This window comes from Mesorhizobium sp. M0663, from assembly GCF_040320585.1.
In the GTDB taxonomy this organism is placed as follows: Bacteria; Pseudomonadota; Alphaproteobacteria; order Rhizobiales; family Rhizobiaceae; genus Mesorhizobium.
Genome location: NZ_JAMYPX010000044.1, coordinates 1 through 25,105, shown reverse-complemented (window position 1 = coordinate 25,105; position 25,105 = coordinate 1). Strand labels below are relative to the sequence as shown.

At 61.7% G+C, this 25,105-nt stretch carries 30 protein-coding genes and 2 pseudogenes; 16 read left to right on the top strand and 16 right to left on the bottom strand.

Features of this window, described 5'->3' with window-relative positions:
* Positions 1-442: 442 nt before the first annotated feature.
* From NKI54_RS33325 to NKI54_RS36625, 4 genes and pseudogenes are all read left to right on the top strand, one after another.
* Positions 443-904 (top strand): phasin, encoded by a 462-nt coding sequence (locus tag NKI54_RS33325; protein ID WP_352693948.1) that lies wholly within the window; start codon positions 443-445, stop codon positions 902-904.
* Positions 905-1,184: 280 nt separating this feature from the next.
* Positions 1,185-1,367 (top strand): annotated as a pseudogene (locus NKI54_RS33320) (NAD-binding protein); the annotation flags it as partial.
* 98 nt (positions 1,368-1,465) lie between these two features.
* Complete coding sequence (locus tag NKI54_RS33315) at positions 1,466-1,648, top strand: hypothetical protein (RefSeq protein WP_352693946.1); 183 nt, start codon at positions 1,466-1,468, stop codon at positions 1,646-1,648.
* Entirely contained in the window at positions 1,645-1,947 is a 303-nt protein-coding gene (locus tag NKI54_RS36625) for a hypothetical protein (RefSeq protein ID WP_502898295.1), read from the top strand. Before NKI54_RS33315 ends, NKI54_RS36625 begins: the two co-directional genes overlap by 4 nt.
* Positions 1,948-2,114: 167 nt before the next feature.
* On the opposite strand, the gene NKI54_RS33305 is transcribed toward NKI54_RS36625, so the two are convergent.
* The 5 genes and pseudogenes from NKI54_RS33305 to NKI54_RS33285 form a co-directional block, all read right to left on the bottom strand.
* Positions 2,115-2,606, bottom strand: coding sequence for a nucleotidyl transferase AbiEii/AbiGii toxin family protein (locus NKI54_RS33305; RefSeq protein ID WP_352693944.1), 492 nt, complete (start codon positions 2,604-2,606; stop codon positions 2,115-2,117).
* Positions 2,591-2,980, bottom strand: a complete 390-nt coding sequence (locus NKI54_RS33300) for a nucleotidyl transferase AbiEii/AbiGii toxin family protein (RefSeq protein WP_352693943.1) — start codon at positions 2,978-2,980, stop codon at positions 2,591-2,593. Before NKI54_RS33300 ends, NKI54_RS33305 begins: the two co-directional genes overlap by 16 nt.
* A complete protein-coding gene (locus NKI54_RS33295; RefSeq protein ID WP_352693940.1) occupies positions 2,977-3,399 on the bottom strand; it encodes a DUF6088 family protein in 423 nt (140 codons plus the stop codon). The genes NKI54_RS33300 and NKI54_RS33295 overlap by 4 nt, the downstream gene beginning before the upstream one ends.
* Positions 3,400-3,431: 32 nt before the next feature.
* Positions 3,432-3,638 carry a hypothetical protein gene (locus NKI54_RS33290; protein WP_352693938.1) on the bottom strand — a complete coding sequence of 69 codons (207 nt, stop codon included), beginning with the start codon at positions 3,636-3,638 and terminating at the stop codon, positions 3,432-3,434.
* Between the two features lie 82 nt (positions 3,639-3,720).
* Positions 3,721-4,685, bottom strand: a pseudogene (locus NKI54_RS33285) (LysR family transcriptional regulator).
* A gap of 113 nt (positions 4,686-4,798) precedes the next feature.
* Between NKI54_RS33285 and NKI54_RS33280 the strand changes: the two are divergent.
* Complete coding sequence (locus tag NKI54_RS33280; protein WP_352693936.1) at positions 4,799-5,344, top strand: nuclear transport factor 2 family protein; 546 nt, start codon at positions 4,799-4,801, stop codon at positions 5,342-5,344.
* 50 nt (positions 5,345-5,394) lie between these two features.
* Here the strand turns inward: NKI54_RS33280 and NKI54_RS33275 are convergent, their stop codons facing one another.
* Together NKI54_RS33275 and NKI54_RS33270 are read right to left on the bottom strand one after the other, a co-directional pair.
* On the bottom strand, positions 5,395-5,616 hold the full coding sequence (locus NKI54_RS33275) for a LysR substrate-binding domain-containing protein (protein ID WP_352693934.1): 222 nt from the start codon (positions 5,614-5,616) through the stop codon (positions 5,395-5,397).
* Positions 5,607-6,014, bottom strand: coding sequence for a LysR family transcriptional regulator substrate-binding protein (locus NKI54_RS33270; RefSeq protein ID WP_352693932.1), 408 nt, complete (start codon positions 6,012-6,014; stop codon positions 5,607-5,609). The genes NKI54_RS33275 and NKI54_RS33270 overlap by 10 nt, the downstream gene beginning before the upstream one ends.
* A 683-nt stretch (positions 6,015-6,697) precedes the next feature.
* On the opposite strand from NKI54_RS33270, the gene NKI54_RS33265 reads away from it, so the two are divergent.
* Positions 6,698-7,738 (top strand): LacI family DNA-binding transcriptional regulator, encoded by a 1,041-nt coding sequence (locus tag NKI54_RS33265; protein WP_352693930.1) that lies wholly within the window; start codon positions 6,698-6,700, stop codon positions 7,736-7,738.
* Positions 7,739-7,776: 38 nt separating this feature from the next.
* Entirely contained in the window at positions 7,777-8,196 is a 420-nt protein-coding gene (locus NKI54_RS33260) for a GlcG/HbpS family heme-binding protein (RefSeq protein WP_032908174.1), read from the top strand.
* 40 nt (positions 8,197-8,236) lie between these two features.
* On the opposite strand, the gene NKI54_RS33255 is transcribed toward NKI54_RS33260, so the two are convergent.
* Both NKI54_RS33255 and NKI54_RS33250 read right to left on the bottom strand, forming a co-directional pair.
* Positions 8,237-9,268: an L-idonate 5-dehydrogenase gene (locus NKI54_RS33255; protein ID WP_352693928.1), complete on the bottom strand. Its 1,032-nt coding sequence runs from the start codon at positions 9,266-9,268 to the stop codon at positions 8,237-8,239.
* Positions 9,269-9,282: 14 nt separating this feature from the next.
* The gene (locus NKI54_RS33250; RefSeq protein WP_352693963.1) at positions 9,283-10,203 is read right to left on the bottom strand and encodes a 2-hydroxyacid dehydrogenase; all 921 of its coding nucleotides are present in this window, start codon (positions 10,201-10,203) and stop codon (positions 9,283-9,285) included.
* Positions 10,204-10,298: 95 nt separating this feature from the next.
* Between NKI54_RS33250 and NKI54_RS33245 the strand changes: the two genes are divergently transcribed.
* From NKI54_RS33245 to NKI54_RS33205, 9 genes are all read left to right on the top strand, one after another.
* Complete coding sequence (locus tag NKI54_RS33245; RefSeq protein WP_502898296.1) at positions 10,299-11,114, top strand: SDR family oxidoreductase; 816 nt, start codon at positions 10,299-10,301, stop codon at positions 11,112-11,114.
* Complete coding sequence (locus NKI54_RS33240) at positions 11,083-11,658, top strand: gluconokinase (RefSeq protein WP_352693926.1); 576 nt, start codon at positions 11,083-11,085, stop codon at positions 11,656-11,658. Before NKI54_RS33245 ends, NKI54_RS33240 begins: the two co-directional genes overlap by 32 nt.
* On the top strand, positions 11,655-12,539 hold the full coding sequence (locus NKI54_RS33235) for an NAD(P)-dependent oxidoreductase (RefSeq protein WP_352693924.1): 885 nt from the start codon (positions 11,655-11,657) through the stop codon (positions 12,537-12,539). Before NKI54_RS33240 ends, NKI54_RS33235 begins: the two co-directional genes overlap by 4 nt.
* Before the next feature lie 80 nt (positions 12,540-12,619).
* A complete protein-coding gene (locus tag NKI54_RS33230) occupies positions 12,620-14,137 on the top strand; it encodes a sugar ABC transporter ATP-binding protein (protein ID WP_352693922.1) in 1,518 nt (505 codons plus the stop codon).
* Positions 14,138-14,156: 19 nt separating this feature from the next.
* On the top strand, positions 14,157-15,212 hold the full coding sequence (locus tag NKI54_RS33225) for an ABC transporter permease (protein ID WP_352450612.1): 1,056 nt from the start codon (positions 14,157-14,159) through the stop codon (positions 15,210-15,212).
* 29 nt (positions 15,213-15,241) lie between these two features.
* Positions 15,242-16,177 (top strand): SMP-30/gluconolactonase/LRE family protein, encoded by a 936-nt coding sequence (locus tag NKI54_RS33220; RefSeq protein WP_352693920.1) that lies wholly within the window; start codon positions 15,242-15,244, stop codon positions 16,175-16,177.
* Between the two features lie 73 nt (positions 16,178-16,250).
* A complete protein-coding gene (locus NKI54_RS33215; RefSeq protein WP_352693918.1) occupies positions 16,251-17,366 on the top strand; it encodes an ABC transporter substrate-binding protein in 1,116 nt (371 codons plus the stop codon).
* A 132-nt stretch (positions 17,367-17,498) separates the two neighbouring features.
* Complete coding sequence (locus NKI54_RS33210) at positions 17,499-17,834, top strand: hypothetical protein (RefSeq protein ID WP_352693916.1); 336 nt, start codon at positions 17,499-17,501, stop codon at positions 17,832-17,834.
* Positions 17,835-18,536: 702 nt separating this feature from the next.
* Complete coding sequence (locus NKI54_RS33205) at positions 18,537-19,544, top strand: ABC transporter substrate-binding protein (RefSeq protein WP_352693914.1); 1,008 nt, start codon at positions 18,537-18,539, stop codon at positions 19,542-19,544.
* A gap of 154 nt (positions 19,545-19,698) precedes the next feature.
* On the opposite strand, the gene NKI54_RS33200 is transcribed toward NKI54_RS33205, so the two are convergent.
* The 7 genes from NKI54_RS33200 to NKI54_RS33170 all read right to left on the bottom strand — a co-directional run.
* Positions 19,699-20,256: an adenylate/guanylate cyclase domain-containing protein gene (locus NKI54_RS33200; RefSeq protein WP_352693912.1), complete on the bottom strand. Its 558-nt coding sequence runs from the start codon at positions 20,254-20,256 to the stop codon at positions 19,699-19,701.
* Positions 20,150-21,187, bottom strand: coding sequence for a HAMP domain-containing protein (locus NKI54_RS33195; RefSeq protein WP_352693910.1), 1,038 nt, complete (start codon positions 21,185-21,187; stop codon positions 20,150-20,152). Before NKI54_RS33195 ends, NKI54_RS33200 begins: the two co-directional genes overlap by 107 nt.
* Positions 21,120-21,515 (bottom strand): hypothetical protein, encoded by a 396-nt coding sequence (locus NKI54_RS33190; RefSeq protein ID WP_352693908.1) that lies wholly within the window; start codon positions 21,513-21,515, stop codon positions 21,120-21,122. The genes NKI54_RS33195 and NKI54_RS33190 overlap by 68 nt, the downstream gene beginning before the upstream one ends.
* Before the next feature lie 61 nt (positions 21,516-21,576).
* Positions 21,577-22,182: an SCO family protein gene (locus NKI54_RS33185; RefSeq protein ID WP_352693906.1), complete on the bottom strand. Its 606-nt coding sequence runs from the start codon at positions 22,180-22,182 to the stop codon at positions 21,577-21,579.
* Positions 22,179-23,186 (bottom strand): ABC transporter substrate-binding protein, encoded by a 1,008-nt coding sequence (locus NKI54_RS33180; protein ID WP_352693904.1) that lies wholly within the window; start codon positions 23,184-23,186, stop codon positions 22,179-22,181. The genes NKI54_RS33185 and NKI54_RS33180 overlap by 4 nt, the downstream gene beginning before the upstream one ends.
* A gap of 29 nt (positions 23,187-23,215) precedes the next feature.
* A complete protein-coding gene (locus tag NKI54_RS33175) occupies positions 23,216-24,229 on the bottom strand; it encodes an ABC transporter substrate-binding protein (protein ID WP_352693902.1) in 1,014 nt (337 codons plus the stop codon).
* 617 nt (positions 24,230-24,846) lie between these two features.
* Positions 24,847-25,105: hypothetical protein (locus NKI54_RS33170; protein ID WP_352693900.1), on the bottom strand; the 259-nt coding region annotated here is incomplete at its 5' end.

Sequence of the window (25,105 nt, the reverse complement as noted above, 5' to 3'; positions counted from 1 at the left end):
TGTATTCGTCCGGCGCCTGAAGCATGTCGAAATGGCTGGCATTGGACAGGATGACTTCCTTCGCACCGGAGTGACCGAAGCCATGTAGTCGGTGTGCGCGCGTAGGTCATCATCAAAGAGGGATATGCCTCCTGGGACTTTGTCGATGACGGCCTGGAGCAGTCGAATCCTTTCCCGCAACAGCCGATTGGACGGGTCGGCAGCTTTCTCTCTTTCCGGATCGCTGTCTAGGGTCAGGGTCGCGTTTGAATCGTGCAAAGCTGACATACGAATCTCATCGAGGGTGGAGGGGCGTCCATTACCCTCCGCATGCATGCCCCCTCGGAACGCTGGACGAGGGATGGTGCGTCGCACAAAAATATTGCAATGCACTATAAATGCCGTAACGTCAGTTTCGTAAATGAACGAGACGGCTTTTGTGAAAGGCCGTCCACCGGAAAGGATGGAAACTATGGCCAAGACCGCTGACACCATTGAAAATACCGCATTCCCGAACATCGACGCTTCGATCGCTGCCGACCAGTTCCGCGCTGTCGCCGAAAAGGGCGTCGAGCAGTCGCAAGAAGCCTATGCGAAGTTTGCGTCGGGCACCGAGACGACCCAGAAGGCTCTGCGGTCGAGCCTCGAAGCCGCCAAGACCGTCGGCAACGAGCTGTCGCTGAAGTCAATTGCTGCCCTGCGCGCCAATGCCGAAGCCGGCTTCTCGCATCTCGAAGCCCTGGTTGCCGTGAAGTCGCTCTCCGAGTTCATCGATCTACAAACTGCCTTCTTGCGCAATCAGGTCGAACAGACTGTAGAGCAGGCCAAGGAATTTCAGGCCGTGACGACCAAGGCTGCCGAAGATGTATCCAGGCCGATCAAGGATGTCGTTGAAAAGGCGATGAAGGATCTCAAAGTCGCCTAGTTGAGTCTAAGCGATCGGAAACCGCGAAACAACAGCTTCTCCAGCCGGTCTTTTTCCTTTTGGCTGGCTGGTGTTTGGTGCCGTTGCCATGGTAGTGCGGCCATGCTTCTCCTCGGCTGCGATCATCCGTGCAATCTGACGGCAGCGAGCAACGAGCCCGGCCAGGGCCTCGTTTCTGGCGGCGCGCAACGGGCAGTTGCCGTCCGCGGGGGCGTGTGCCTGGTTCGGCTGGATCTTGACCCGGTGGTGCTCGGCTTGATTCTGACGGCGCTTTCAGGCGATCCGCGATGCGGGCCGATATGGATTCAAGGTCTTTTTCGGCGATGGCGTCCGACTGGACGTTCTGCGCCATCCCGGTGCGAGAGAAGCGGCTGCAATTATGGTCTGCATCGACGATCCGAAGGCCGCGATGCAGATCGTGGAAGTGGCGCAGCACGAATTTCCACAGGCCAGACTGCTGGTGCGAAGCTATGATCGCGGACATGCCGTGGAGCTGATCCGTGCGGGCGTCGAGTATCAGATCCGCGAGACAATCGCCTATCTGATGGGAGCGGAAGGCCTTTGGGTTTTGCCGAGGTCGATGTCGACGAGGCAGCCGCGGACATCCGCCAGCGCGATTCGGAGCGCCTTTCCGAGCAGATACAGGGCGACGCCATGTCGGGCCGGGGCCGGCTGCTCACCCGGCTTATCCGCCGACGTTCCTGCAAAGCGGAACCCGCGACCTGTTCCTCTCCAACGCTGTGAGACTTCACCGCAAGCTACGACGCGCGGGAGCCCCGGTGGAGCTCCACGTCTTCGAGGCGATGCCGCATGGCGGGTTCGGAGGCGCCCCGGAGGAGGATCTGGAGCTCGCGGCGGAAGTCGTCCGTTTCGTCATGGACCGTCTGCCGACACGGGTTGGGCGCGGAGGCGCTCGATTTGGCGCCACGTGCCTGGAACAGACCAGCCAACAGCGCGAGGGCGGCGAAAGCCATCGCGGCCGTAGCAGACCATTTGCTCGACAACGCGTAGATGATGTCCCGGCGACGTTGCCAGGCGACTAGGAATGGGTGTTGATGTCCTGCTCAATCTGCCGTGCTGATTCCAGATGTCATCGAACTCGGCGGAGTGCCGAAGATCATGGCCGCCGTGTTGGCATAGTCGCGCGTGAGCGCGTCCACCATCTTGAAGCGGGCGCGATCGCGAAGCTGCCGGGACTGCTGAGGCGAGGTCATAGTCGGGACGGTGGAAAAACATTCGCGCATGCCGCACAATCGGCGCCAAGGTTGAGATCAGCGAGCGCGGCCTTTCCGGTCTCGGATCCGAGAAGACAATGCAGGTCATAATAGTGCCGGGACACCCGCTGACCTGCCTGCCGCAACTCGCCGCGCCGCTCGTACCAACGGCGCAATCCATGGGCGATCACCATCTTGTTCCAAAAGGTGCGGGTCGCCTCGATCGTGGTCACGTCGGCGACGGTGAGATCAATGCCTGCTGCTTCCTCCGCGACATAGGGCGTGATCGCGATCGGGCGGTTCGGATCGAGCGCCGATTTCGCCTCGGATTCGAGGCATATGACCGGTCGCACATAGGCGCCATCACGCGGCTCGACCTCGGGATACCAGAGCAGCAGGGTCTGACCATCGGCATCGGCTTCGTCGACCTCCACCCGGCCGACACCGTTCGTGATGTCGGCAAGTTGAGCAATCAGGAAGTCTCGCAAGGGTCTGTGATATACGCACGGCAGGCGTCCCGGATGGCGTCGAGCTTGGCGCGGCGCTTCTTGTTCGACAAATCCTCGAGCTCTTCGACGGAGGCAGCCTCGTCGAGGTCGTCGCGGAACACGGTGACGTCGATGTCCTCGGAAAAACGCTGGATGAGGCCATAGCCTTTTGACAGCGACGTCCCGCCCTTGAAAAGCAGCCGTGGCTCCCCCGCAGGCCGTTCGTGGTAGAGCGAATTGAGGGTCCAGCAGACCCAGAAATCCTTTTCGACATTGCCTGCCGGAGCTCCGATCCGATTGGCCGTGGCGAGGAACAGGTCGAGCCGGTCACGTGGGGATGCCGCGATGATCTGGCGGTAAGCATCGGTGCTCATGGCTTCGCCTCGTGCGGGTCCGCCCTCAGGATTTCGCGGAGGAACTCCTGCATCCAGATCGGCACGGCGGAGAGACCGGCGCGCAGATCCTCGCGAATGGCCTCGCCGTGCTTGGGGTCGGCAAACACGCGGCGCAACGTCGCCTGGATACGCTTCCGTTCGCCCTTCTGGGTCAGCATGTCCTGCAGCCAATGCAAGGCCTGGACGACCCGCATCCCCGGCCGATCCGCCCAATAGAGGCGGCTAGGGGCAGCGTATTTGAAGTGGATTTCCTGCGTGCCGAGCTTGATTGGCTTCAACCGCGCATCGACCAGCACTTCTATCCGGGCGGGGACGGCGGTCGTCAGGCCGAGGTCGTTGGCGGCCGTCATATCGATGACGGCGCGCGCCCGATCGCGGCGCGTGACGGCGCGGATCACAGCGCGATAATCCGGCACTGTGGCCCGGCCAGTCAGGTTGTTCGTGCGCGGCCGGTATAGAGGCCTCGGTCGATCCGGCGCAGCTCCCCGGCGGCTGCCAGGCGCTGCAGGGTTTTGTCCACGGCGGCGCGCGCGCCGAGATCGGCGAAGTCGCCGGGGGTCCAGACCTCGTCGGGTTTGGACTCAATGCGGGCAAGCAGGCGCGAGCGAAGATTGGTATCAGGCTCAACTATGGGCATGTCCGAAATATGCTACAATTTTCGGACACTCGTGGCGCCCAAACTCCAAAAATGGAACTCGCATTTTCGCATTGAAACCCACTCAGCATCGCGAAGAGAGGGTCAAAAGACTGGATCGGGTCGCAAGCATATTGAAGATCCAAGCCAGCCCCGCATCCGCCATCGCGACCCTCGGCGCGATGGCGTTGAGCTGGAAATTTGTCAGTGGCAACGGAGCGTCCAGACTTACAACTCCGAACCGCGCCGCATGCATGGCGACAAATCTTCTGGGCAGTGCGGAGATCAGGTGGGTGTCGGCAACGACCGCAAGAGCAAACATGAAGCTAGGCACGGTTAGCGCTATACGCCGCAAATAGCCTCGCGTCGCCAGAACCTCGTCCACGAAGCCATGCATCGCCGGTGAAGGAGACGACCAGATGCTGCATCTCGCAATAGCGCTCCAACGTCGGATCATCCGCGAACGCATGCCCGGCCCGCATCGCAATGACGAAATCCTCTTCGTAGAGGCTGCGCGCATGAAAGCGCGTGGGAATATGGCCAGACGGGATGACGGCAATGTCCATCGCGCCTGTCTCCAAATCGGAAAAGACAGTGCGCCAAGCGCGCTCGGGCGAAGTTTCCCCCGGCGCAGGAAGCAGCTGACGCACGCCGATGTCCATGCCGGGCGCAGCCCCGCGCAGCTCGGTCAGAAGTGGCGGCAGGAAGACCGCCGAAACACCCGTCAGGAGCACCGATCGTAAACCGGCGCGTGGAGTGCGCCGGGTCGAATGGCTCGGCGGTCGAGATGACATTCCTCACCCGCGCCAAGATGTCCGCGATTGGTGAGGCCAGCTCCATCGCACGCGCCGTCGGCACAACACCTTTGGGCGTTCTGAGGAAAAGCGGATCATTGAGAAGGCGGCGCAATCGGCCAAGCCCATGGCTGACTGCTGAAGGCGTCAGATTCAGTCTCTCGGCCGCTCGGCCGACGTGGCGTTCGTCCAGCACGATCTCAAAGAGAACGAGGAGGTTGAGGTCCGCGCGGGAGAGGTCAATTCTGTTCAGCATATTAATGAAATCATATCACTGGATTCAGCATCATTGAAGTGCGACATCCTGAGCAAGCCGGGCAGCGCGGGAGGCGCGCTTCTCATCGATAAAACTGTCCAGGAGCAACCCGCATGTCAGTATCGCGACGTTCCGTTCTCGCGGCAGCAGGCGCTGGCGTGGCATTGTCACCAACCGCGAGGTCGGCCTCGGCGCAGGCACAAGAGGAGGCCACAATTGACCAGACGGTCGCCGATCTCGTCCAGCGTTCTGCAGAGGCAAACGCGGCGCTCATGCGCGGCGAGATAACGAAGTACTACGAGGTGATCCCCCATACCGGCGACTTCATGCTGATGTCTCCGTTCGGCGGGAAACCCACGCGGGCTTCTGAACTTACTGCCGAGCGGATCGAGGCGATCCGTCGTTTTTTCAGGAACGGCACATTCGAGCAGGAACTTCTTCAAGCCTATGGTTGCGCCGACATGGTGGTCCTCGCGATAATTGAACGACCGCATGTGGAGGTCGGCGGTCTGCCAGCCCAGGATTGGCCGCTGCGGGTTACCTTGGTCTATCGCCGCGAAGGGACGGAATGGCGCTTAGTGCATCGGCACGCCGACCCATTGGTCAAGGGCGTGACCCTGGAACAGGCGGCCGCCCTTGCACGCGGCGATGCTGGTTGAAGGGCGGCGTCGAGCAGTCGGTCCCATCGGAAATCGCCGTGTCCGCCCCGCTAGGCCATAATTGCTTCGTTTGCTCTCGAGCTCCAATCGTAATTGCGGACTGCCCTGGTAAACGTTGAGACGGCCGGTGAAAGGGAACGGCCCTTGGCGAAAACAAGCGAAACCTGGCGCATGACGTCCGGATCGGCGACCGGGCGGTGGCAGATACAACGCAGCATGGCCGAGAATTCGGGCGCGAAACAGACTTCCATGCCGGCTGCGATCATGGCCATGATCCAGTCCTCCCGCTCGCTCTGATAGGGACCTGAATCTTGATGCCGCACTCGACGCAAAGTTCATCGATATGGTTGGCGTATTCCCAGTTGATGCGATCGAGATAGGGTTCGCCGGCAACATCGGTAACATGGAGTAAGTTCCGCTGCTCGAACCGGTGGCCGGTTGGAAAGGTCAGCCCAAACTGCTCCCGATATATCGGCTCCACGCTCAGCCGTGGGTCAAATGGACTTGGTTGCGCCATGAGAACGATGTCGAGCGACCCTTCGAGGAGGAGTTCGGAGAGCCGGGATGGAACACTCTCGATGACGCTTATCTCGATGCCCGGGTGGGAGGCGCGGAACGCGTTCAGGAAACCCCACGAAGCGCGGCCCTGTGGAAGTTCAAGGTCCCGCACGCGACAAGAAAGTATCGGACCTCATGCATCTCCATGGTGCAATTTCCTCTGATGCGCATCTTGCATCAACCCGATGAGACAATAGCATTTCTTTCGACCTCGCAGTTTCTTCGGATAGGAGACACCGGCTACGATTACGTCGCTGGTGCGAATGTAGGCTCGGGCGAAGGCGCTCGGCACCGGGAAGTTGCCGAGCGCCTCCTTGATGATTGCTTTCGACCAGACCGGAAAAAGCCATGCAGCGCAGCGTCAAGATACCTCGCGCACGCTGCTCGTCGATGATTAGTCCCTGATGCCGTGCCCTTGGCCGACTCGGCCAGCAGGTCGTGTAGCCATCCTCGCAGGCGAGGTCGAGATGACGACTAGGATGTCTCGTGGCCGTGCCCGTTCGAGCGCCACATGGATCATTAAGTTGTCGCCGGCCCAACTTCGCAAGTTAGCACGCCGCGGCCAAACCGGCGCTTATCATCATCATAGTGGCGCCAAATCCGCCTGCTGCGTGATCAGATGGGATCCTTCAGTTTTACTGAATCTAGGTTATGGCCGTTGTGACAAAGAAATGATATCGATAACACAAATCATCCGATTTTGATTTCGCGAGGCGGGCTAATGAACAAGGCCGGAAACCAGATACTGCTTGCGGCGAAGGGTGGGCCGCTTGCCACGGCTGGCGCAGAAGCGTGATGGCCAAGGCAGCCTCATCGAGACTGAGCGAGAGCTACACCCCGACTATGGTTGACGTGGCGCGGCGGGCAGGTGTGTCCACCATGACGGTTTCACGCGCCCTGAAAGAGGGCAGCCGTGTTTCCAAAGCGACGCGGGAAAAGATCATGGCTGCGGTCAACGACCTCGGCTATGTGCTTGATCAGTCAGCTGGCAGCCTGTCCTCGCGCAAGACAGGGTTCGTTGCGGCTATCGTCCCGTCGATCAACAATTCCAACTTCGCCGACACCGCCCGCGGCATTACCGACGAGCTTGAAAGCACGGGGCTGCAACTTCTGCTCGGCTACACCGACTACACGGCTGAGAAGGAAGAAAGGTTGATCGAGGCGATGTTCCGCCGCCGGCCGGAAGGCATCATCCTGACGGGCGGCGCTCACACGGATCGCGCCCGCCGCCTTTTGAAAAGCGCCGGCATCCCGGTAGTCGAAACCTGGGAGTTGCCGGTAAAGCCGATCGATCAAGTGGTTGGTTTCTCCAACGAGGAGGCGATGGGGCTTCTCGTCAAGACGCTCGCCAGGAAGGGTTACCGAAGATTCGGTTACATCGGTGGCACGACCTCACGCGACACGCGCGGAAGCCAGCGGCGCGAAGGCTTTGTCAGAGCCATTGAGGAGCTCGGCCTGCCGACCGGGCGCCTCGTTTCCTTTGGCGTGCCGCCGATATCCATCGAGCAGGGCGGCCAGGCCGTCGTCAGCATGCTGGAGCGTTGGCCGGACACGCAAGCCGTACTCTGCGTTTCGGACCTTTCGGCCTTCGGCGCACTGATGGAATGCAAGCGCCGGGGCATGCGGATCCCGCAGGACATCGCCATTGCCGGCTTCGGCGACTACGAGGTAGCCGCCTTTTGCCATCCCGGCATCACCACCGTGAATGTCGACTGCTACGGGATCGGACAACAGGCCGCCCGCAGATTGATCCAGGTGATCCGAGGCGACGAGAAACGACACGGCCAAGAAATCGTGCTCACCGGCTATCGCGTCGTCGAGCGCGAAAGCACGTGAGTTCCTGCATCGATTCAAACGCAGCGAGGGGCAGCCCAATAGCGATGTTTCGCGAGACCATCACCCTCACGCATGACGGTGCTTTGAAAGCCGTTGCAGCCGGAGCAGCGCGCGCCGTCACGATGGGCGTGCCGCAATGTCTCGTGGTCGTCGATGCAAGCGGCGAAGTCCTCGCCAGCCTGCGCATGGATGGCGCGCGGTTCCTCAGCATGCGTACGGCACAGGCGAAGGCGCGCACCGCAGCGTCAATAAACGCCGCTACTGGCGGCATGGCGTTCGAAGCGGCGCTCTCAGCCGGTATCGCTTCGCAGGGCGGCGTGACCAATTTGCCTGGGGGCTTGCCGATCCGCTTCGGCGGACGCCTTGCGGGCGGCATCGGCGTCGGTTCGGGAACCGGCGAGCAGGATTTCGATGTGGCACACGCCGCCTTGGCGGCGGTTGGCGCCGACGTGATTTAAGGCGATGTGCCGATGCGCCTCCAGCGCAACAGAAGGGTATTCAGAACGCGATCTGAACCTTCATGGATTTGTTTCGGTCACCGGCGATGTCGAAAGCCGCGACAGCCTCGTCGAGAGGATAGATGCCCGTCAGTAGCGGTTTGACATCCACCCGGCGGCGATTGATCAGCTCGACGGCGAGCGCAAACTCCTCGTGGAAACGGAAAGTGCCCCGCATCTCGATCTCTTTCGCGACGATGAGGTTCTGCGGGATTGACAGATCGCCGCCGAGACCGAGCTGCACGAGCACGCCGCGCGGCTTCAGGACATCGAGCCCTGCACGCACCGCGCGTTCATTGCCGGAGGCCTCGAACATCATGTCGAAACTACCCTTGTCGACATTGTAGGCGGCGAGCTTTTCGCTGTTTGTCGCGACGTTGATGGTGCGATCGGCACCGATCTCCAGGGCCTTCGCCAGCACGCCCTCCATGACATCAGTGGCGACGATTTCGCGCGCACCGTGGGCTCGTGCGGCGAGGATGCAAAGCGCGCCGATCGGCCCGCAGCCGGTGACCAGAACCCGCTTGCCGAGCAGCGAGCCGGCGCGGTTCATGGCATGCAGCGTAACCGCGAAGGGCTCGGCAAACGCGGCTTCGTTGATGGAGATGTGGTCGGCTATTCTGTGGCACTGCCACGCCTCGGCGACCAGGCGCTGGCGGAAGGCGCCCTGGATGTGCGGCATTGGCATGGCGCTGCCATAGAAGCGCATGTTGAGGCATTGGTTCTGCATGCCTTGCAGGCAGTAGCGACAGGCATTGCAGGGCCGGCTGGGCGAGATCGCGACGCGATCGCCGACAGCAAGTGTCGAAACGCCGCCGCCGATGGCCCTTACTGTGCCGGCAACCTCATGGCCGAGGATCATGGGCTCGCGCAGGCGAATAGCGCCGAATCCACCATGGTTATAGTAGTGCAGGTCCGAGCCGCAGATGCCGCCAGCTTCGACCGCGATCTCGACCTGACCGGCGCCAGGGGAGCCCGGATCGGTCTCCTCGATTCGCAGGTCTTTTGCGGCGTGGATGACGATCGACTTCATGATGTGGTCCCTTCTCAGACGACCGGTGTCAGCAAGGTCTGTCCGCCGAAATGGGCCGCGAGATTGTCGCGAACGAGCTGACCCATGGCCTTGCGGGTCTCCACCGTGCCGCTGGCGTGGTGCGGTTGCAGCACGATGTTGGTAAGCTTCAGGAAGCGCTCGTCGATGGTTGGCTCGTTCCAGAACACGTCGAGCCCGGCACCCTTGATGGCACTGGATTCCAGGGCCGCGAGCAACGCGGTCTCGTCGATCGTGCTGCCGCGCGAAATATTTATGACGATACCGTCTGCTCCGAGCGCTGCCAGGATCGACGCATTAATCATGTGTTTTGTGCTTTCGCCGCCGGCGAGCGTTACGATCAGAAATTCGCTGTCGCGCGCCAGTTCGACCAGATCGCCGACAAAAGTATAAGGAAGATCGTCGCGCTTGCGGTTGTCGAAATAGGAAATCGTACAGTCGAATGCAGCGGCGCGCTTCGCCACCGCCGCACCGACGCGGCCCATGCCGACAATGCCCAGCCTTTTTCCACAGACACGCGTGACCAGCCCCATATTGCCCTTGCGCCAGCTTCCATCGCGTACGTAGGCCTCGGCCTGCGGGATTTTACGCGCCACGGCGAGCAGCAGCCCGATGCCAATATCGGCGACGTCCTCGGTCAGCACATCAGGCGTATTGGTGACATGAATGCCGTTCGCCCTGGCGTAGGCAAGGTCGATGGCGTCGGTGCCGACGCCATAGCAGGAAACGATTTCGAGCTGCGGCAGCTTTGCCATCAGCGCAGCACTTGCGCCAAGCTCGCCGCGCGTAGCGATGGCGCGGATCGCGCCGGCGTGGCTTGAGAGCAACGCGTCCTTGTCCTCGGACTGCCAAAGTTTATGGACGCGATATTTCGCCTCAAGATCTCCCATATCCCAATCCGGATAGGGGCCTGTCATCAAAATGTCGGTCACGGCGTCGTCTCCTGTGCGGTTTCATTTTTCCATTGACTATGTTATCGATAACATTCATGTCAATAGCGACTGGCGGCGGCATGATGGAAATCGTGGCCGCTTCAGCAAACATTGCTCAGGAGGAGCATTTGGGCAGTTCGTTGTTTGATTTGACCGGCATGCGGGCGCTGGTCACCGGTTCGGGACAGGGGATCGGCCTGGCGCTGGCCGAGGGGTTGGCGCAGCACGGCGCCGAGATCGTGCTCAACGGACGCAGCGCCGAAAAAATGAAAACGGCTGCGGATGCACTGACAGCGAAGGGATACAAGGTCCATAGCGCCGTCTTCGACGTCACCGATCATGCAGCGGTGGCGAACGGCGTCGCGGAGATCGAGGCGACGATCGGCGCCATCGATGTCCTTATCAACAATGCCGGCATGCAGTTCCGAATGCCGCTCGAGGATTTCCCCGCCGACAAATGGGAGGAACTCTTGCGCACCAACATCTCCAGCGTGTTCTTCGTGGGACAAGCGGTGGCGCGGCACATGATCCCGCGGCGGCGCGGCAAGATCATCAATATCGCCTCGGTGCAGAGCGAACTGGCCCGGACAAACATCGCGCCCTATACGGCCACGAAAGGCGCTGTGCGCAACCTGACGCGCGGCATGTGTGCCGATTGGGCGAAGCATGGCTTGCAGGTCAATTCCATCGCGCCGGGTTACTTCAAGACGCCGCTCAACCAGGCGCTGGTCGACAATCCCGAGTTTTCAGCCTGGCTGACCAACCGCACACCGGCGGGTCGTTGGGGCGATGTCGGCGAACTGGTCGGCGCGGCGATCTTTCTGGCTGGACGGGCCTCATCCTTTGTCAATGGACACACGCTCTATGTCGATGGCGGCATCACAACCTGCCTCTGAGTCCTGGTCCATCGTCGTAATGGGTGTCAGCGGCTGCGGCAAGACCAGCATTGGCATCGCGATCGCGGCTCGTCTAGGGCTCGCTTTTGTCGAAGGCGACGCGCTGCACCCGCGCGGGAATGTCGAGAAAATGTCGGCGGGCATACCGCTTACCGACGAGGATCGTTGGCCTTGGCTGGACCTGTTGGGCGCAGCCTTGCGCCATGCACATGAGCAAGGACGCGGGCTCGTCGCGAGTTGCTCGGCGCTGAAGAAATCCTATCGCGATCGCCTTCGCCATGGTGCTATCGGGCCGGTGCTTTTCGTATTTTTGGACGGTTCACGTGCGGTGCTGCAAGCCAGGCTCGCCGAGCGCCGCGGCCACTTCTTCCCGCCGGCGCTGCTCGACAGCCAGTTCGCTACGCTGGAGCATCCCGGCGACGAACCGCTGGTGGTCACAGTGGACATCGACGCGCCTGTCGACACGATTGCCGATAAAGTGTTGCAGGGTCTTGGTGCATTTGGGGTCGGCCCTGCCAGATCAAAGAGAGGCACGTTGAAATGACGCAACCAACAAAAGTCGCCGTTGTCGGTGCCGGCATCATGGGGTCGGCGATAGCCACCCGCCTGATCGAGACTGGGCAAGCCGTAACGGTATTCGATCTGGACAAGGCCAAGGTCGCCGCCCTGACCGCCAAGGGTGCGGCTGCCGCCGCATCGGTTGCCGAAGCAACGCGGGCGAGCAGCTTCGTCATCCTCAGTCTCAACCATGCCGATATCGTGCGTTCGGTGGTGTTCGGGGACGCCGGTGTTGCGGCCGCTGCGTCGCCCGAAAAGCTGCTGATCGACATGTCGTCTATCGATCCGGCCGACACCGCTGGGATGGCCGGGAAGCTGTCTGCCGAGACCGGCATGAAATGGCTCGACTGCCCGCTTTCGGGCGGCGTTCCCGGCGCGCTGGCCGGCAGGCTGACCGTCATGGCGGGTGGCGAGGCTGAAGACTTCGAACAGGCGCGCACGGTGATGCGGCATCTCTGCACCAACTACACACTGATGGGGCCGAGTGGGGCAGGGCAGACGACAAAGCTGATCAACCAGCTGTTCTGCGCCGTACTGTTCCAGGCTGTCGCCGAAGCCGTGAAGCTTGCCGAAGCCGGCGGCGTAGACCCGAAGGCAATCCCCGCGGCACTCAAGGGCGGGCGGGCCGATTCCAGCATCATGCAGGAATTCATGGCAAAATTCGCTGCCCGGGATTTTTCGGCCACCGGCCGCATCGACAACATGCTGAAGGATCTGGATTCGCTGCAGGCCTTCGCGCTGAAAACCAAGACGCCGATGCCGATGACCGGGCAGGTGGTCGAGATCCATCGCCTGCTCTGCGCCGCTGGATTGGGGCCGAAGGATTCGGCAGAGATGATGCGTCTGCTCGACGGCAAGACCAGCTAGGCGGCGAGGCCTGATTTTGGCGCTTGACGCTCAGAAATGTTATCGATAACATCTATTGGCGATCTTGGGAGGAACGCTTTGTGACTGAAGAAAAGCTGATCGAGTTTAAGTCGGTTACCAAGGAATTCGGCGGCACCCGCGCGCTCTCCGACGTGACGCTTGATTTGCACAAGGGCGAAATCCTGGCGCTGCTCGGCGAGAATGGCGCCGGCAAGTCGACGCTGATCAAGACGCTCGCCGGCATCTACCGGCCGGATGGCGGCCAAATCCTGTTTCGCGGCGAGCCCTACCATCGTCGCCCGCCGCGGCCGAACCAGCGCCAGCCCGTCGCCTTCATCCATCAAGATCTCGGTCTTATCGAATGGATGACGGTTGGAGAAAATGTCGGCCTCGCCCAAGGCTTTTCGCTTCGCTCTGGCCTGTTTTCGCTTCGCTCCGGCCTGATCGACTGGCGATCGACCGAGGCGAGGGCGCATGAGGCTCTCAAGCTCGTCGGCTGTGATTTCGACCCGACGACGCGGGTCCAGGATCTGACCCGCACCGAAAAATCGCTGGTCGCCATCGCTCGCGCCTTGGCTACCGAGGCCGATGTGCTGGTGCTCGACGAGCCGACCGCCAGCCTTCCCGCCGACGAGGTCGAGCGGCTGTTCGACGCCATCCGTCCGCTCAAGCAGCGCGGCGTCGGCATGATCTATGTCTCGCACCGCCTCGATGAAATTTTCCGCATCGCCGATCGCGTCGCCGTGCTGCGCGACGGCAGGCTGGTCGGCGAGAAGAAAGTCGCCGATACAAAACCGGACGAACTGGTCGAGATGATCGTCGGCCGTCCGGTCAGCCAGGTTTTCAGCAAGGCTCAAACGCAGGCCGGCGAGACGATCTGTGCTGTCCGCGACCTTGTCTGCGCCGGTGCCGGCCCGGTGTCTTTCGACGTACGCAAGGGTGAGTTGCTCGGCCTGGTCGGCCTGCGCGGTGCCGGGCAGGAACTGGTTGGCCGGGCGCTGTTTGGCTGCCAGGCCTTTTCCGGCACGGTGACGATCCGCGGGGCTGTGCCGGACCTGTCCAGCCCGATCGCGGCGATGTCGTCCGGCATCGGCCTGATCGCGCGTGACAGGACCGAAGAATCAATCGCTGGATCCTTGTCGATCCGTGAGAACAGTTTCCTCAATCCCGGCGCCGGCAAGCGCGGCCTGTTTTCCTTCCTTGCGCCTCACAAGGAGGCTGCGCTGGCGCAGGCGATCGGCAGTTCCGTCGGGCTGCGCCCCAACGATCCGAACCTGCCGATAGAGGCGCTGTCGGGTGGCAACCAGCAAAAGGTGGTCGTCGGGCGCTGGCTGCACACCGGCCGTACATTGCTGATCGCCGAGGATCCGACGGCCGGCGTCGATGTCGGCGCCAAGGCTGAGGTCTACCGGCTGATCGGCCGCGCGCTTGAAGCCGGCCTCGCCGTCGTCGTGGTGTCGACCGATTTCGAGGAGATTGCCCACATCTGCCACCGCGCTTTGGTGTTTTCGCGAGGACAGATCGTTCGCGAACTCACTGGCAAAGACCTCACCACATCCGCCGTGATCACCGCGGCATCGGCTTCCGAAGCCGCCTGATCTTTCTGGGAGCGAACTCATGCAATCGATCGAATCCAGCGCCCTCGAACCGACCCGCGGCGAGATGGCTGATTTGTCCATGGGGCAGAAGGTCATCCGGCTGCTGCCGGTCTACGGGCTGGTTATCCTGACGGTGTTGCTGATCCTGTTGTTTTCGATCCTGCTGCCGAACACGTTCCCGACGCTGCTTAACCTGCGCTCGATCATCTCCGACAAGGCGATTATTGCGCTGTTGTCGCTGGCGGCGATGATCCCGATGGCGTCGGGCCGCATCGACCTCACCGTCGGCTACGGCATTGTGCTGTGGCACATCCTGGCCATCAGTCTGCAGACCATGTTCGGCATTCCGTGGCCGCTGGCAGTGATGATAGTGCTGGTTCTCGGCGCCGCGACCGGCTTCCTCAACGGCCTGCTGGTCGAAGTCGCCCGCATCGACTCTTTCATCGCCACGCTGGGCACCGGCACCGTGCTCTATTCCTTGGCGCTTTGGCACACTGGCGGCCGGCAGGTTGTCGGCGTGTTGCCCAACGGCTTCTACGCGCTCAACGGCACGATGGTGTTCGGGCTGCCGATCACCGGCCTCTACGTGCTTGGCATCGCCGTCGCACTGTGGATCATCCTCGAATATCTGCCGATCGGCCGCTACGTGTATGCCATCGGCGCCAACCCGAAGGCGGCTGCTCTCAATGGCATTCCGGTGCGCCGCTTCGTCATTGGGGCGTTCATCTCCTCGGGCTTCCTGACGGCGCTGACAGGAGTGTTGCTCGCCTCCAAGCTGCGCATTGGCCAAGCCAGCGTCGGACTGGAGTATCTGCTGCCGGCTCTCGTCGGCGCCTTTCTCGGCTCGACCACGATCAAGCCTGGACGAGTCAACGTCTGGGGCACGATGACGGGCGTCATCATCCTGGCGGTCGGCATTTCCGGCATCCAGCAGTTCGGCGGCTCGTTCTTCGTCGAGCCATTGTTCAACGGCGTCACGCTGCTCGTCGCCATAGGCATTGCCGGCTACGCCCAGCGCAAGCGCGGCGCAGCGCAAAGAAACAGGACCAAGACCGTCGCGCAGCCCTCGAAGTGACAAATCGAGCCAAACCCGTGGATCATGGAATGAACGACTACGAGGTTCTCGACGATCGGTTCGGCAAGCTGATGATCGGGCATGCCAAGCTCGAACGGCCGTGGACCGGTAGCCGTTGGGCGGAAGGACCGGTGTACGTCCCCGCCGCAAGGCATTTGCTGTGGTCGGACATCCCGAACGATCGGCTGCTGCGCTACGACGAAAGCGATGGTTCCGTCAGCATCTTCGAGGCCCATTGTAACTACCAGAACGGCCACACACTCGACGGCGAAGGCCGCGTCGTTGCTTGCGAGCATGGCGGGCGCCGTGTTTCCCGGCTCGAGCATGATGGGCGTTGGCAACCCCTTGTCGAAACAATTGACGGCAAGCGGTTCAATTCGCCGAACGATGTGGTGGTCAAATCCGACGGCACGATCTGGTTCACCGACCCGGTCTACGGCATTGAAAGCCACTACGAGGGCAAGATCGCCAGAGCGGAGATCGGCGGCTCCCATGTCTACCGGTTCGACGAGCTTTCGGGTGAGGTGAGCGCCGTTGTCACCGACATGGTGCAGCCGAACGGCCTGGCCTTTTCGCCCGACGAGACGATCCTCTACGTGTCGGACAGCGGCGCCAGCCATGTGCCCGGCCTGCCGCGCGCGATCAAGGCCTACGACCTTGCCGCCGATGGCCGGTCGGCGCGCGCAGGCGGCATCTTCGCCGAGTGCGGGGCAGGCCTCTTCGATGGTTTTCGCGTCGATCGCGACGGCAACATCTGGGCCTCCAGCGCCGACTCGGTGCGCGTCCATGCGCCGGACGGAACCCTGATCGGCCGTATCCTGGTTCCCGAGCTCGTTTCCAATGTCTGTTTCGGCGGTCCCAAGCGCAACCGCCTCTACATCACCGCTCAGACATCCCTCTACGCCATCTACGTCAACGCACATCCGGCCGGTGTTGGTCCGGTGGCGGGCGACATCAGCCGGTGACATGTCGCCAACTCCAATCGAAAGCCGAGTTTGAAAGACCATGCAATTTCTAGAAACCAAGGGAGGTATCAACATGCAACGCAGAACATTCCTGAAATCATCCGTCGCCTTGATGGCCATGACAATCGCTGCTCCTGTCCTGTTCGCCGGCCAGGCACGGGCGGACGCCACAGCCGACGCCATGGCGGTGGTCCAGAAATATGCGCAGAAGGTCACGGCCTGGGATGGCCCGACCACCGGTCCGAAGGCGCAGCAAGGCAAGACGATCGTCGTGCTCGCCGGCGACCTCAAGAACGGCGGCATCCTGGGCGTCACCAACGGCGTCGAGGAAGCAGCCAAGGCGATCGGCTGGGACGTCAAGGTGATTGACGGCGCCGGCTCGATCGGCGGCCGCACCGCTGCCTTCGGCCAAGCCATGGCGTTGAAGCCGAATGGCATCGTCATCAACGGTTTTGACGCGGTCGAGCAGGCGCCGGCGCTGGAACAGGCCAAGGCCGCAGGTATCCCGTTGGTCTCCTGGCATGCCGGACCGGTGATCGGGCCCGACGAGAAAAGCGGCGTGTTCGCCAACGTGTCGACGGATGCCATGCAAGTCTCCACGGCCGCGGCCGACTGGGCCTACGCCGATGCCAAGGGCAAGCCCGGCGTCGTCATCTTCACCGATTCGACCTATGCCATCGCCATCGCCAAAGCCGACAAGATGAAGGCGGAGATCGAGCGGCTGGGCGGCAAGGTGCTCGAATATGTCGACACGCCGATCGCCGAGACTTCGCAGCGCATGCCGCAGCTGACCACTTCGCTGCTGCAGAAGTACGGCGATACCTGGACGCATTCACTGGCGATCAACGACCTCTATTTCGACTTCATGGGACCCTCGCTTGCCGCCGCCGGCAAAGCCGGTACCGACGCGCCGATCAATGTCGCCGCCGGCGACGGTTCGGAATCGGCCTATCAGCGCATTCGCGCCGGTCAGTTCCAGAAGGTGACCGTCGCCGAACCGCTCAACTTGCAGGGCTGGCAATTGGTCGACGAGCTGAACCGCGCCATCGCTGGCGAAAAATGGTCGGGCTATCTGTCGCCGCTGCATGTGGTGACGGCCGACAATGTCGAGTTCGACGGTGGGCCGAATAACGCATTCGACCCCGGCAATGGCTACCGCGACGCATACAAGAAGATCTGGGGCAAATAGGAGCCCGGCGATGCGGGCGCAATACGCGATGCGCCCGCATCGCATTCGCACGACAAATCCACGAATTGCACCGCGACCTGCCCTTGCCGGCCGGCGGCCATCCCAGCGCAGAAAATCAGGAAACCCCTCGCTATGATCATTCGCTACGCCCTGTTCGAAGGCGAGATCCACCCCGGACGCGAGAGCGAATTCCGGCGCTTCGTCAAGGCGAGGCTGGTGCCGTTGTGGACGCAATTTCCTGGAGCCGAGGAGGTGCGCGTTCTGGATGGCACGGCACGGGATGAGGGCGCCCCCGTCTATGCCATGGCGCTCGCCATCCGTTATCCCGACATGGACGCCTGCAACAAGGCGCTGCAGTCCGACGTTCGCTTTCAGAGCCGCGATGTGACCGGAGAGCTGCTCAAGATGTTCACCGGCCGTGTGCATCACCATGTTTTCGAGGCCAACGAGTATCCAACCGCTCGATAGGATGATCAAAAAAGCGCCACACGACAATCGCCGACGCGTCCAAAACTGGACACCAACGGCTTCTTAGACGGATTCACCGTCGGTGGTGGACCAGTCCGAAGGGCTGCCAGAATTTGCGGCCTTTGCACCACTCGAGTGGGCGCCCACTCCACTATCGGTCCAACGGATGCTGCACATCCGTTACGGCCATCTTGTCCAGACGTTGTCATAGACTGGGCTGAACTTCCGGAAACGCCTGTCGCCTTTTGGCAAAGAAGCCACGAGCTATCTGTGACGTGCCCGACGAGCTAACGTGTTTCCCGCGAGCGAGGCGGAAACAAGGAGCAACGGCCACGGAGCTCAAGCCCATCCGATCGCTGATCGGTCTAGTGGTGAAAATCCAAGGCTTAGTAACCGATGCGAAGACCGCGCAGACGCCTTCTTGCCGTTCCGCTCCAGACCTCGAATGGGGGGTCATTCCGCGAGGACGACCGAACGCCCAGAAGAGGCCTGACGTCGCCATTGACCACGGCCGGCTGATCAGGGCTTTTGGCTCGCTATCAGAGCAGATAGGGCGTACACTTTCGCCTTTGTGGCTGGGATCTCACGGGCCAGCGCGTAAGAGCACAAACCTCGTATCAAGAAGGGTGCTCTTCGAGGAATACGTTGCGCTCGATTCCAGCGAGACGTTCCGTTTGGCAATTTGGCAGCGAGGAGCGTCCGATGCAGATCATACAGAATCGCCGCACTTTCGTGGCGGGCGCTGCGGCGGCTGGGGCTGCGAGCTTTTTCGGAACGGCGACAAAGGCGTTGGCCGAGCCACCGCCTGAGACGACGCGTATCCGGCTCGTCCGCATCCCCAGCATCTGTCAGGCACCCCAGTATGTAGCCGAAGAACTGCTGCGCAGCGAAGGGTTCACAGAGGTTCACTACCTCGAAAAAGAGGGGACAGCGGACATCGAGACGGCCCTCGCCTCGGGTGAAGCCGACCTCAATAGCCATTTCGCGGCCCCGCTCCTTCTCCGCCTGGAGGCGGGCGATCCCATCGTCATCCTAGCAGGACTCCACGTCGGCTGCTTTGAACTGTTCGGGACCGATCGCGTCCAGTCGATCCGCGACCTCAAGGGGAAGACCGTAGCCGTGCCGACGCTAGATTCCAGCCGATACGTCTTTCTCGCCAGCATGACGGCGTATGTGGGCCTAGATCTCGGTCAGGACATACGCTTCGTCACGCATCCGGGACCCGAGTCCATCCGGCTCCTAAGTGAAGGGAAGATCGATGCCTACCTAGGCTTTCCCCCCGAACCGCAGGAGATGCGGGAGCAGCAGATCGGCCATGTGGTAGTTGACAGCACCGTGGACCGGCCCTGGTCGCAATACTTCTGCTGCATGCTGGCTGGGAACCGGGAGTTCGTCCGCACGAATCCGGTGGCCACCAAACGCGCCCTCCGCGCCATCCTGAAAGCGGCAGATATCTGCGCCAGCGACCCCGAGCAGTCCGCGCAGTTCATCGTCGACCGCGGCTATACCAAGCGCTACGACTATGCCCTGCAGGCCATAAAGAAGCTCCCCTACGGTCAGTGGCGCGAGTATAGCGCCGAGGACACCCTGCGCTTCTACGCCTTGCGCCTCCACGAGCTTGGGATGCTCAAGAGCACTCCTCAGACGCTCCTTGCCCAGGGCACCGACTGGCGTTTCCTCAACGAACTGAAGAATGAGTTGAAAATATGATCGTGGCTGGCACGCGGGACCTGTTTCTTACTCAGAACGGGCGGACGACCCCGGTACCAAGCGTTAGACATTGACCACTAGCTGCCGGCATCCTTGTATTGCCTCATTCAGTCGATGCGCAGCAGGCGATCTATCTCATTCGGCACAGTGATCCCTAGCTTGGCCGACCGATCCACCGCACGATTTCATAGGCAGGCATCGGGCGGCGAAAACCCTTCAGCGTCAGTTCGCCAACGGCGACGGACTCAACCAGTGATTCGACGGCACCAACGACCCGCTGGCTCACGAGAATCTGGCGCGGCCCGGCTTCCTCGCACAATCGGGCGGCATGGTTCGACACTGTGCCTATCACTGCATAGTCGGCGCGCTGATCGAAACCGATCCGCCCGATGGTTGCATGGCCTCGGGCGATGCCGATTCCGAAGCCGAGCAAGTGGTCGCGCCTGCGCCATTGCTCCGAATGCCCGTCAATCGCATCACGCATCGCCGTAGCCATGCAGACGGCTCTCTCGGTATGGTCGGCGCAGGGCAGTGGATCGTTGAAAACCACGACGATACCGTCACCCACGAACCGCTCAAGAGTTCCCTCGTGGCGGACGATTTGTTCACCAAGACAGGCGTGGTATTCGCCAAGAACCGCCATCACCTCCTCGGGTTCGGCAGTTTCGGCGAAGGCTGTAAAGCCGCGTAGATCGCAGAAAACGACGGTCACCTCGCGACGGTGACTTTGCAGAAGCGCGTCGCCATTTCCCGCCGCAAGGATCAGGTCGGCGACCTGCTCGGGCAGGAAACGTCGGAGCCGGCCCATTCGCTCGATCTCCTTCCCGCAACAGCGGGGCAGCGAGGACGGTGCGGAATCCGCCTGCCTCAGCGATCAGGGCAACGCGGTAGTCCGGATCGGCGGTCACGTCTTCGATTTGCACGATCCGCCGCTCTTCGATTACGCGCCCTACGGCGGAGCCCCGGCCTGCGGCAAGCGCTGGAAGTGGATTGGCGTCGACATAAGCGCGGAAAGTGGGCGGGTAGCCATGCGTCGACACGTAGCGGAACGCGCCGTCCAGCAACTGCACGATACCACCCTTGTCGGCACGGCAGAGCCTGACAGCCGATTCCACCAACGTGTCGAGCACAACCTGCAGATCGAAGGTAGAGCGGCTAATGACCTTCAGAACATCTGCGGTGGCTGTCTGCTGCTGAAGGGCTTCGTCGAGCTGCTGGGTGCGCGTCTCAATCTCCTGATACAGGCGCCCCAGCTGGTCGGAGGTCTGGTTGACGTTAGCGGCGAGCACTCCAAGTTCGTCGCGATTGGCGACGGCAACGTGTTGGGCGAAGTCGCCGGCCGCTATCTGACTGAGACGCGTCTCGATCTTCTTGACCGGTTCGATCAACGACCATGAGATTATGTAGCCAAGCGCAAGCGCGAGCAGGATGCTGCCCACAGCGAAAGCAACCACGACCAGTCGAGAGGTGCCGTACGCCCCCTCGCTCGCTTCGATGGCCACGACCATGTCGGCTTCGGCCATGTTGACCAGCTGGTTCGTCAGCCGCTCGAGTCGGTCGGCCGACGGCATGATCTCATCCAGCTGAACCTTGCGCGCCTCCGCCGTGCGACCGGCGCGGAAGAGCTCCGCGACATGCGTCACGCCGGCCGCAAGCCGTTCGTACTCCTTGTCGGACCTGGCCCAGCACCTCCGCCTCAGTTTCAGCGACGAACTCCATGCGGTCGAGGTCATAGCCAAACTGGTTGAGCTGGCGCAGCGCCCCATCCAGCATCCGGTTGTCCTGAAGCAACAGGGCGGTGGAGATGCCGTAGAGCTGGGTGGTCGTATCGTGCTGCACCTGGCGATAGGCCGCGATCCTGCGCTGCAGCTTGATCAGCTCGTTTGTTTGATCATTGACCCCACTCAGCACCTGCAACCCGACGGCCCCGAGCACGATCAACAGGCCGACGATCGACAGGAACGCGATCAAGAGCTTGGTCTGGACCCGCGCCGGCAGCCGGGCAACCCAGCCGACTAGCCGGTTCGTTATGTTACTTGGATTCGTCCAAGAGGCTGAGAAGGTCACCTCGGAACTCCTCTAGGTCGAACCGAACGCCGAGATACTGTACGCGCAACATGCCGTCCGGGTCCACGAGCGACGTCAGCAATGTGTGGTCGACGTCACCATCCGCCGTCTTTCGAGCGAGGACCCCGTATTTCCGTCCGATCTCACGAACAATCGCCGGGTCACCGGTAAGGAACGACCAGCCTTTCAGATCGGCGCCAAAATTCTGCGCATATGCCTTCAACACGTCGGGCGTATCCCGCTCTGGGTCGACCGTGATCGAAATGAACTCGATCTTTGACCCGAACGTAGAGCCCAGTTGCTCCTGCACGCTGGCCATGTGGGCGGTCAGCATTGGGCAGACGTCGGTACAGTATGTATAGATGAACGAGATGGCGACCACCTTGCCGCGAAAGTCGTGCAGTGACACAGGTCCGCCGTCTTGCGATATCAGCGTGAAATCCGGTGCAGTGCCCATCATCGGCAGGCGCTCGCTGTCCCCGGCGGGCGCTGACGCCTCGTGCGCAGAGGTGTGCGCAGGCTCAGCGACGAGGGCGAGGAGCAGCAACGCACACGTCGACCAGCGGCTCACGTCTTCATCTCGCGCTTGAGCTCCTTAAGGAAACGCCAGTCCGTACCTTCCGCGATAATCCTGTCGGGTGTGGAGCCGATCAAACCGATTTCCTTCAGCCGCAGCGCATAGAAGCGGACGGTGTCAGTTGAATCGTAGTCCCGCCATTTCCGGTAGGGCAACTCGCTGATCGCTGCGAACGCGTCATCGTAGTGGCTGGCGAATCCGCCCGCGACCAAGCGCTCGGCAATCAAGGCCGGCGCGGCGGTGCATAGATCCGCGGCCTTGAGGATGGCGCGCAGCACCCGCTTGGTAGCAACCGGATGCGCGGCCACAAAATCGCTGTTGCCGGACAGCATGCAGCAAAAATATTGCGACCAAGGTCGGTCCACTGTGCTGTTGACGATCACGTGCCCGACCTTGCTGCGCCGCAATTCCTGCGGGTCCGGCGGAAAGCCCAGGAACGCGTCGATTTCGCCTCGCGCGAACAGCTCCTTGGGCTTGACCGCCGGGTCCACCACCCAGTTGATGTCGCGCGCCGGATCGAGCCCGACATAGGCGGCGATGCTGGCGAGGAACAGATGCGGCCCCGAACCGAGCCCCTGGACGCCGACGTTCCGGCCTTTCAGATCGACGACGCTGTCGATCCCGTGCTTGGCAAACAGCTCGAAGCAACCGGGATGGACGCCGCCAAGCAGAGTGAGCCGCGCACCGGAGTCCAAGGCGACGATCGAATTTGTCACGAAGTTGAGGCTAAAGTCGATCTCGCCATTCGCCACCGCGGAGGCCGTGGCCGCACCGGCGCCTGTGGCGACATAGGCAACCTCGATGAAGCCCTCAGCGCGCAGCAGGTCCTCTACAACATACTGTGGCGCCACGCAGATGCTAGGGATCTTGGCCAAGCGAATGCGTGTTGTCTCCGGCTCTGGCTCGGCGAGAACTTGAGTTGGAGCGCCGACGAGGCTTGCGGTGCCGGCAGCCGTCAGGCCGGCCAGGAAGCGCCTGCGGCTCTGGATGATTTGCATGTCTAAGTCTCCCCTCGAAACAGGTGGGATCAGGTTTTCAGCTCACGCTTCAACTCGTCGAGGAAGCGCCAGTCCGTTCCGTTGGCGATAATTTGCTGCGGGCTCGACTTGATCATGCCCGTCTCCTGCATGCGCAGTGCGTAGAACCGCAAGGAGTCTTCGGGATCGAATTCCCGCCAGCGGTCGTACCGAATGTCCTTCAGAGTTTGGAGCGCGTAGTCATAGCTGGTCTCGAAATCGCGATCGACCATCTGCTGCGCCACCCTTTCCGGATCCGACACGCAGAGGTCGGCGGCCTTGAGGATGGATCGCAAGACCCGCTTGGTCGCCACTGGGTATCTTGTCACGTAGTCCGTCGTGGCCGAGATCATGCAGCAGAAATACTGTGACCACGGGCGGTCGACGGCATTGTTGAGGATCGTGTGGCCGATCTTCTTGGCGCGCAGCTCCTGCGGCTGGGGCGGCGTCCCGAGGAATGCGTCGATCTTCCCTTCGACGAAGAGTTCCGTCGGCTTGACGGCGTTAGTCAAGACCCATTGGATATCGTTCACTGGATCGAGTCCGACATAGGCGGACATGAGGGACAGCCACACGTGCCGCGAGTTGTTGAAACCGTTCACGCCCACTCTCTTGCCCCGCAGATCCGTGACGCTGCGAATGCTCTCCTTGGCGATCAGTTCGAGGCATCCCGAGTGCAACCCGGTCAGCACCTTGATCGGCACACCGGCGGCGACCGACGCGACCTGGTTCGGCGCAAAGTTCACGGAGAAATCGGTCTCACCGCGTGCGATCCATACCGATTGGTTGACGCTTCTGTCGCCTTCTACGTAGCGGACATCGGTAAGACCCTCGGCTTGCATCAGTTCTCCGGCGATGTACGCACCTGCCCAACAGTAGGAACTACCGACCCACAGCGGCAGACGAACCGTGGTCGTTTCCAACGGCGGTTCCGCGTGGAGTGACCCTGGAAGACCGACGATACCGGCAGCGCCTGCCATTGCAGCGCCGGCCAGGAATCGGCGGCGGGTTTGGATGATCTGCATCAGAACGCTCCTCTTCCGATTGGCAAAAGCAATACTGGCCGGAACCGAGCAAAAGAGATTTCAGCAGAGGCAGATGGTCTGGTGAGCGCGACGAGTAGTTGTGGAACCTAGCGTGCCTAGTCCGATGCGAGAGTCTTGCGCTCTCAGTCGCCGGCTCATGAATTAGCAACCGACGATATACCGACGTTACGCCCAATTTGCGTAGGTTGCGAGCGCAATCCTTACTACGCCAAACGTCCCGCCAGCACCTTGCTGTAACGGAGACTGTCTGCGCGGCCGTGAATAGCCACTTCGACCCACCCGCTGAACGCCCGCTATCGTTCTTCGGACGCCGAAAGCCGCCATTCCGCTATACGGCCCCCCGCCGCGCCCGAGACGCTCAGATCGTTTGGCAGGTGTTTAGTTCAGGCGGCGGTCGGGGTTGAGCTGGCGTCCCGTGGCCGGCCCCGATGCGCGCACGCCGCTGATCGAGACCTGCCGAACGATGACGCTCCGACCGCGTACGTCCCCTTTCCAAATAGGCCGACCCATGATCGGACTGTCCGTTACCGGGACGCGACATGACCATGAGCAGACGTACCAAAACTAACTGTCCGCCGCCAAGCTTTACGTCAGGCTCAGTCCTTCTTGAACTCGAATAGCTCGATGACGTTGCCCGATGGATGTTCATGGTCGGCACGGGAACCTCGTCGTCCTGCTGCTCGATCTGGAACCGGCGCAGGTCGTCGGTGGTCGCTGTGTCCGGTGAACGCCCGAGGAACGTCGCCAGGCGTATCATCAGGGCCGAATGGCGCACCGCGCGCCAGATAGCCGAAGAAGCGGCGGCCACCGACCGTCATTTGGCGTTTTGTCGGGCTTGGGCCGTCGCTGGCGGTG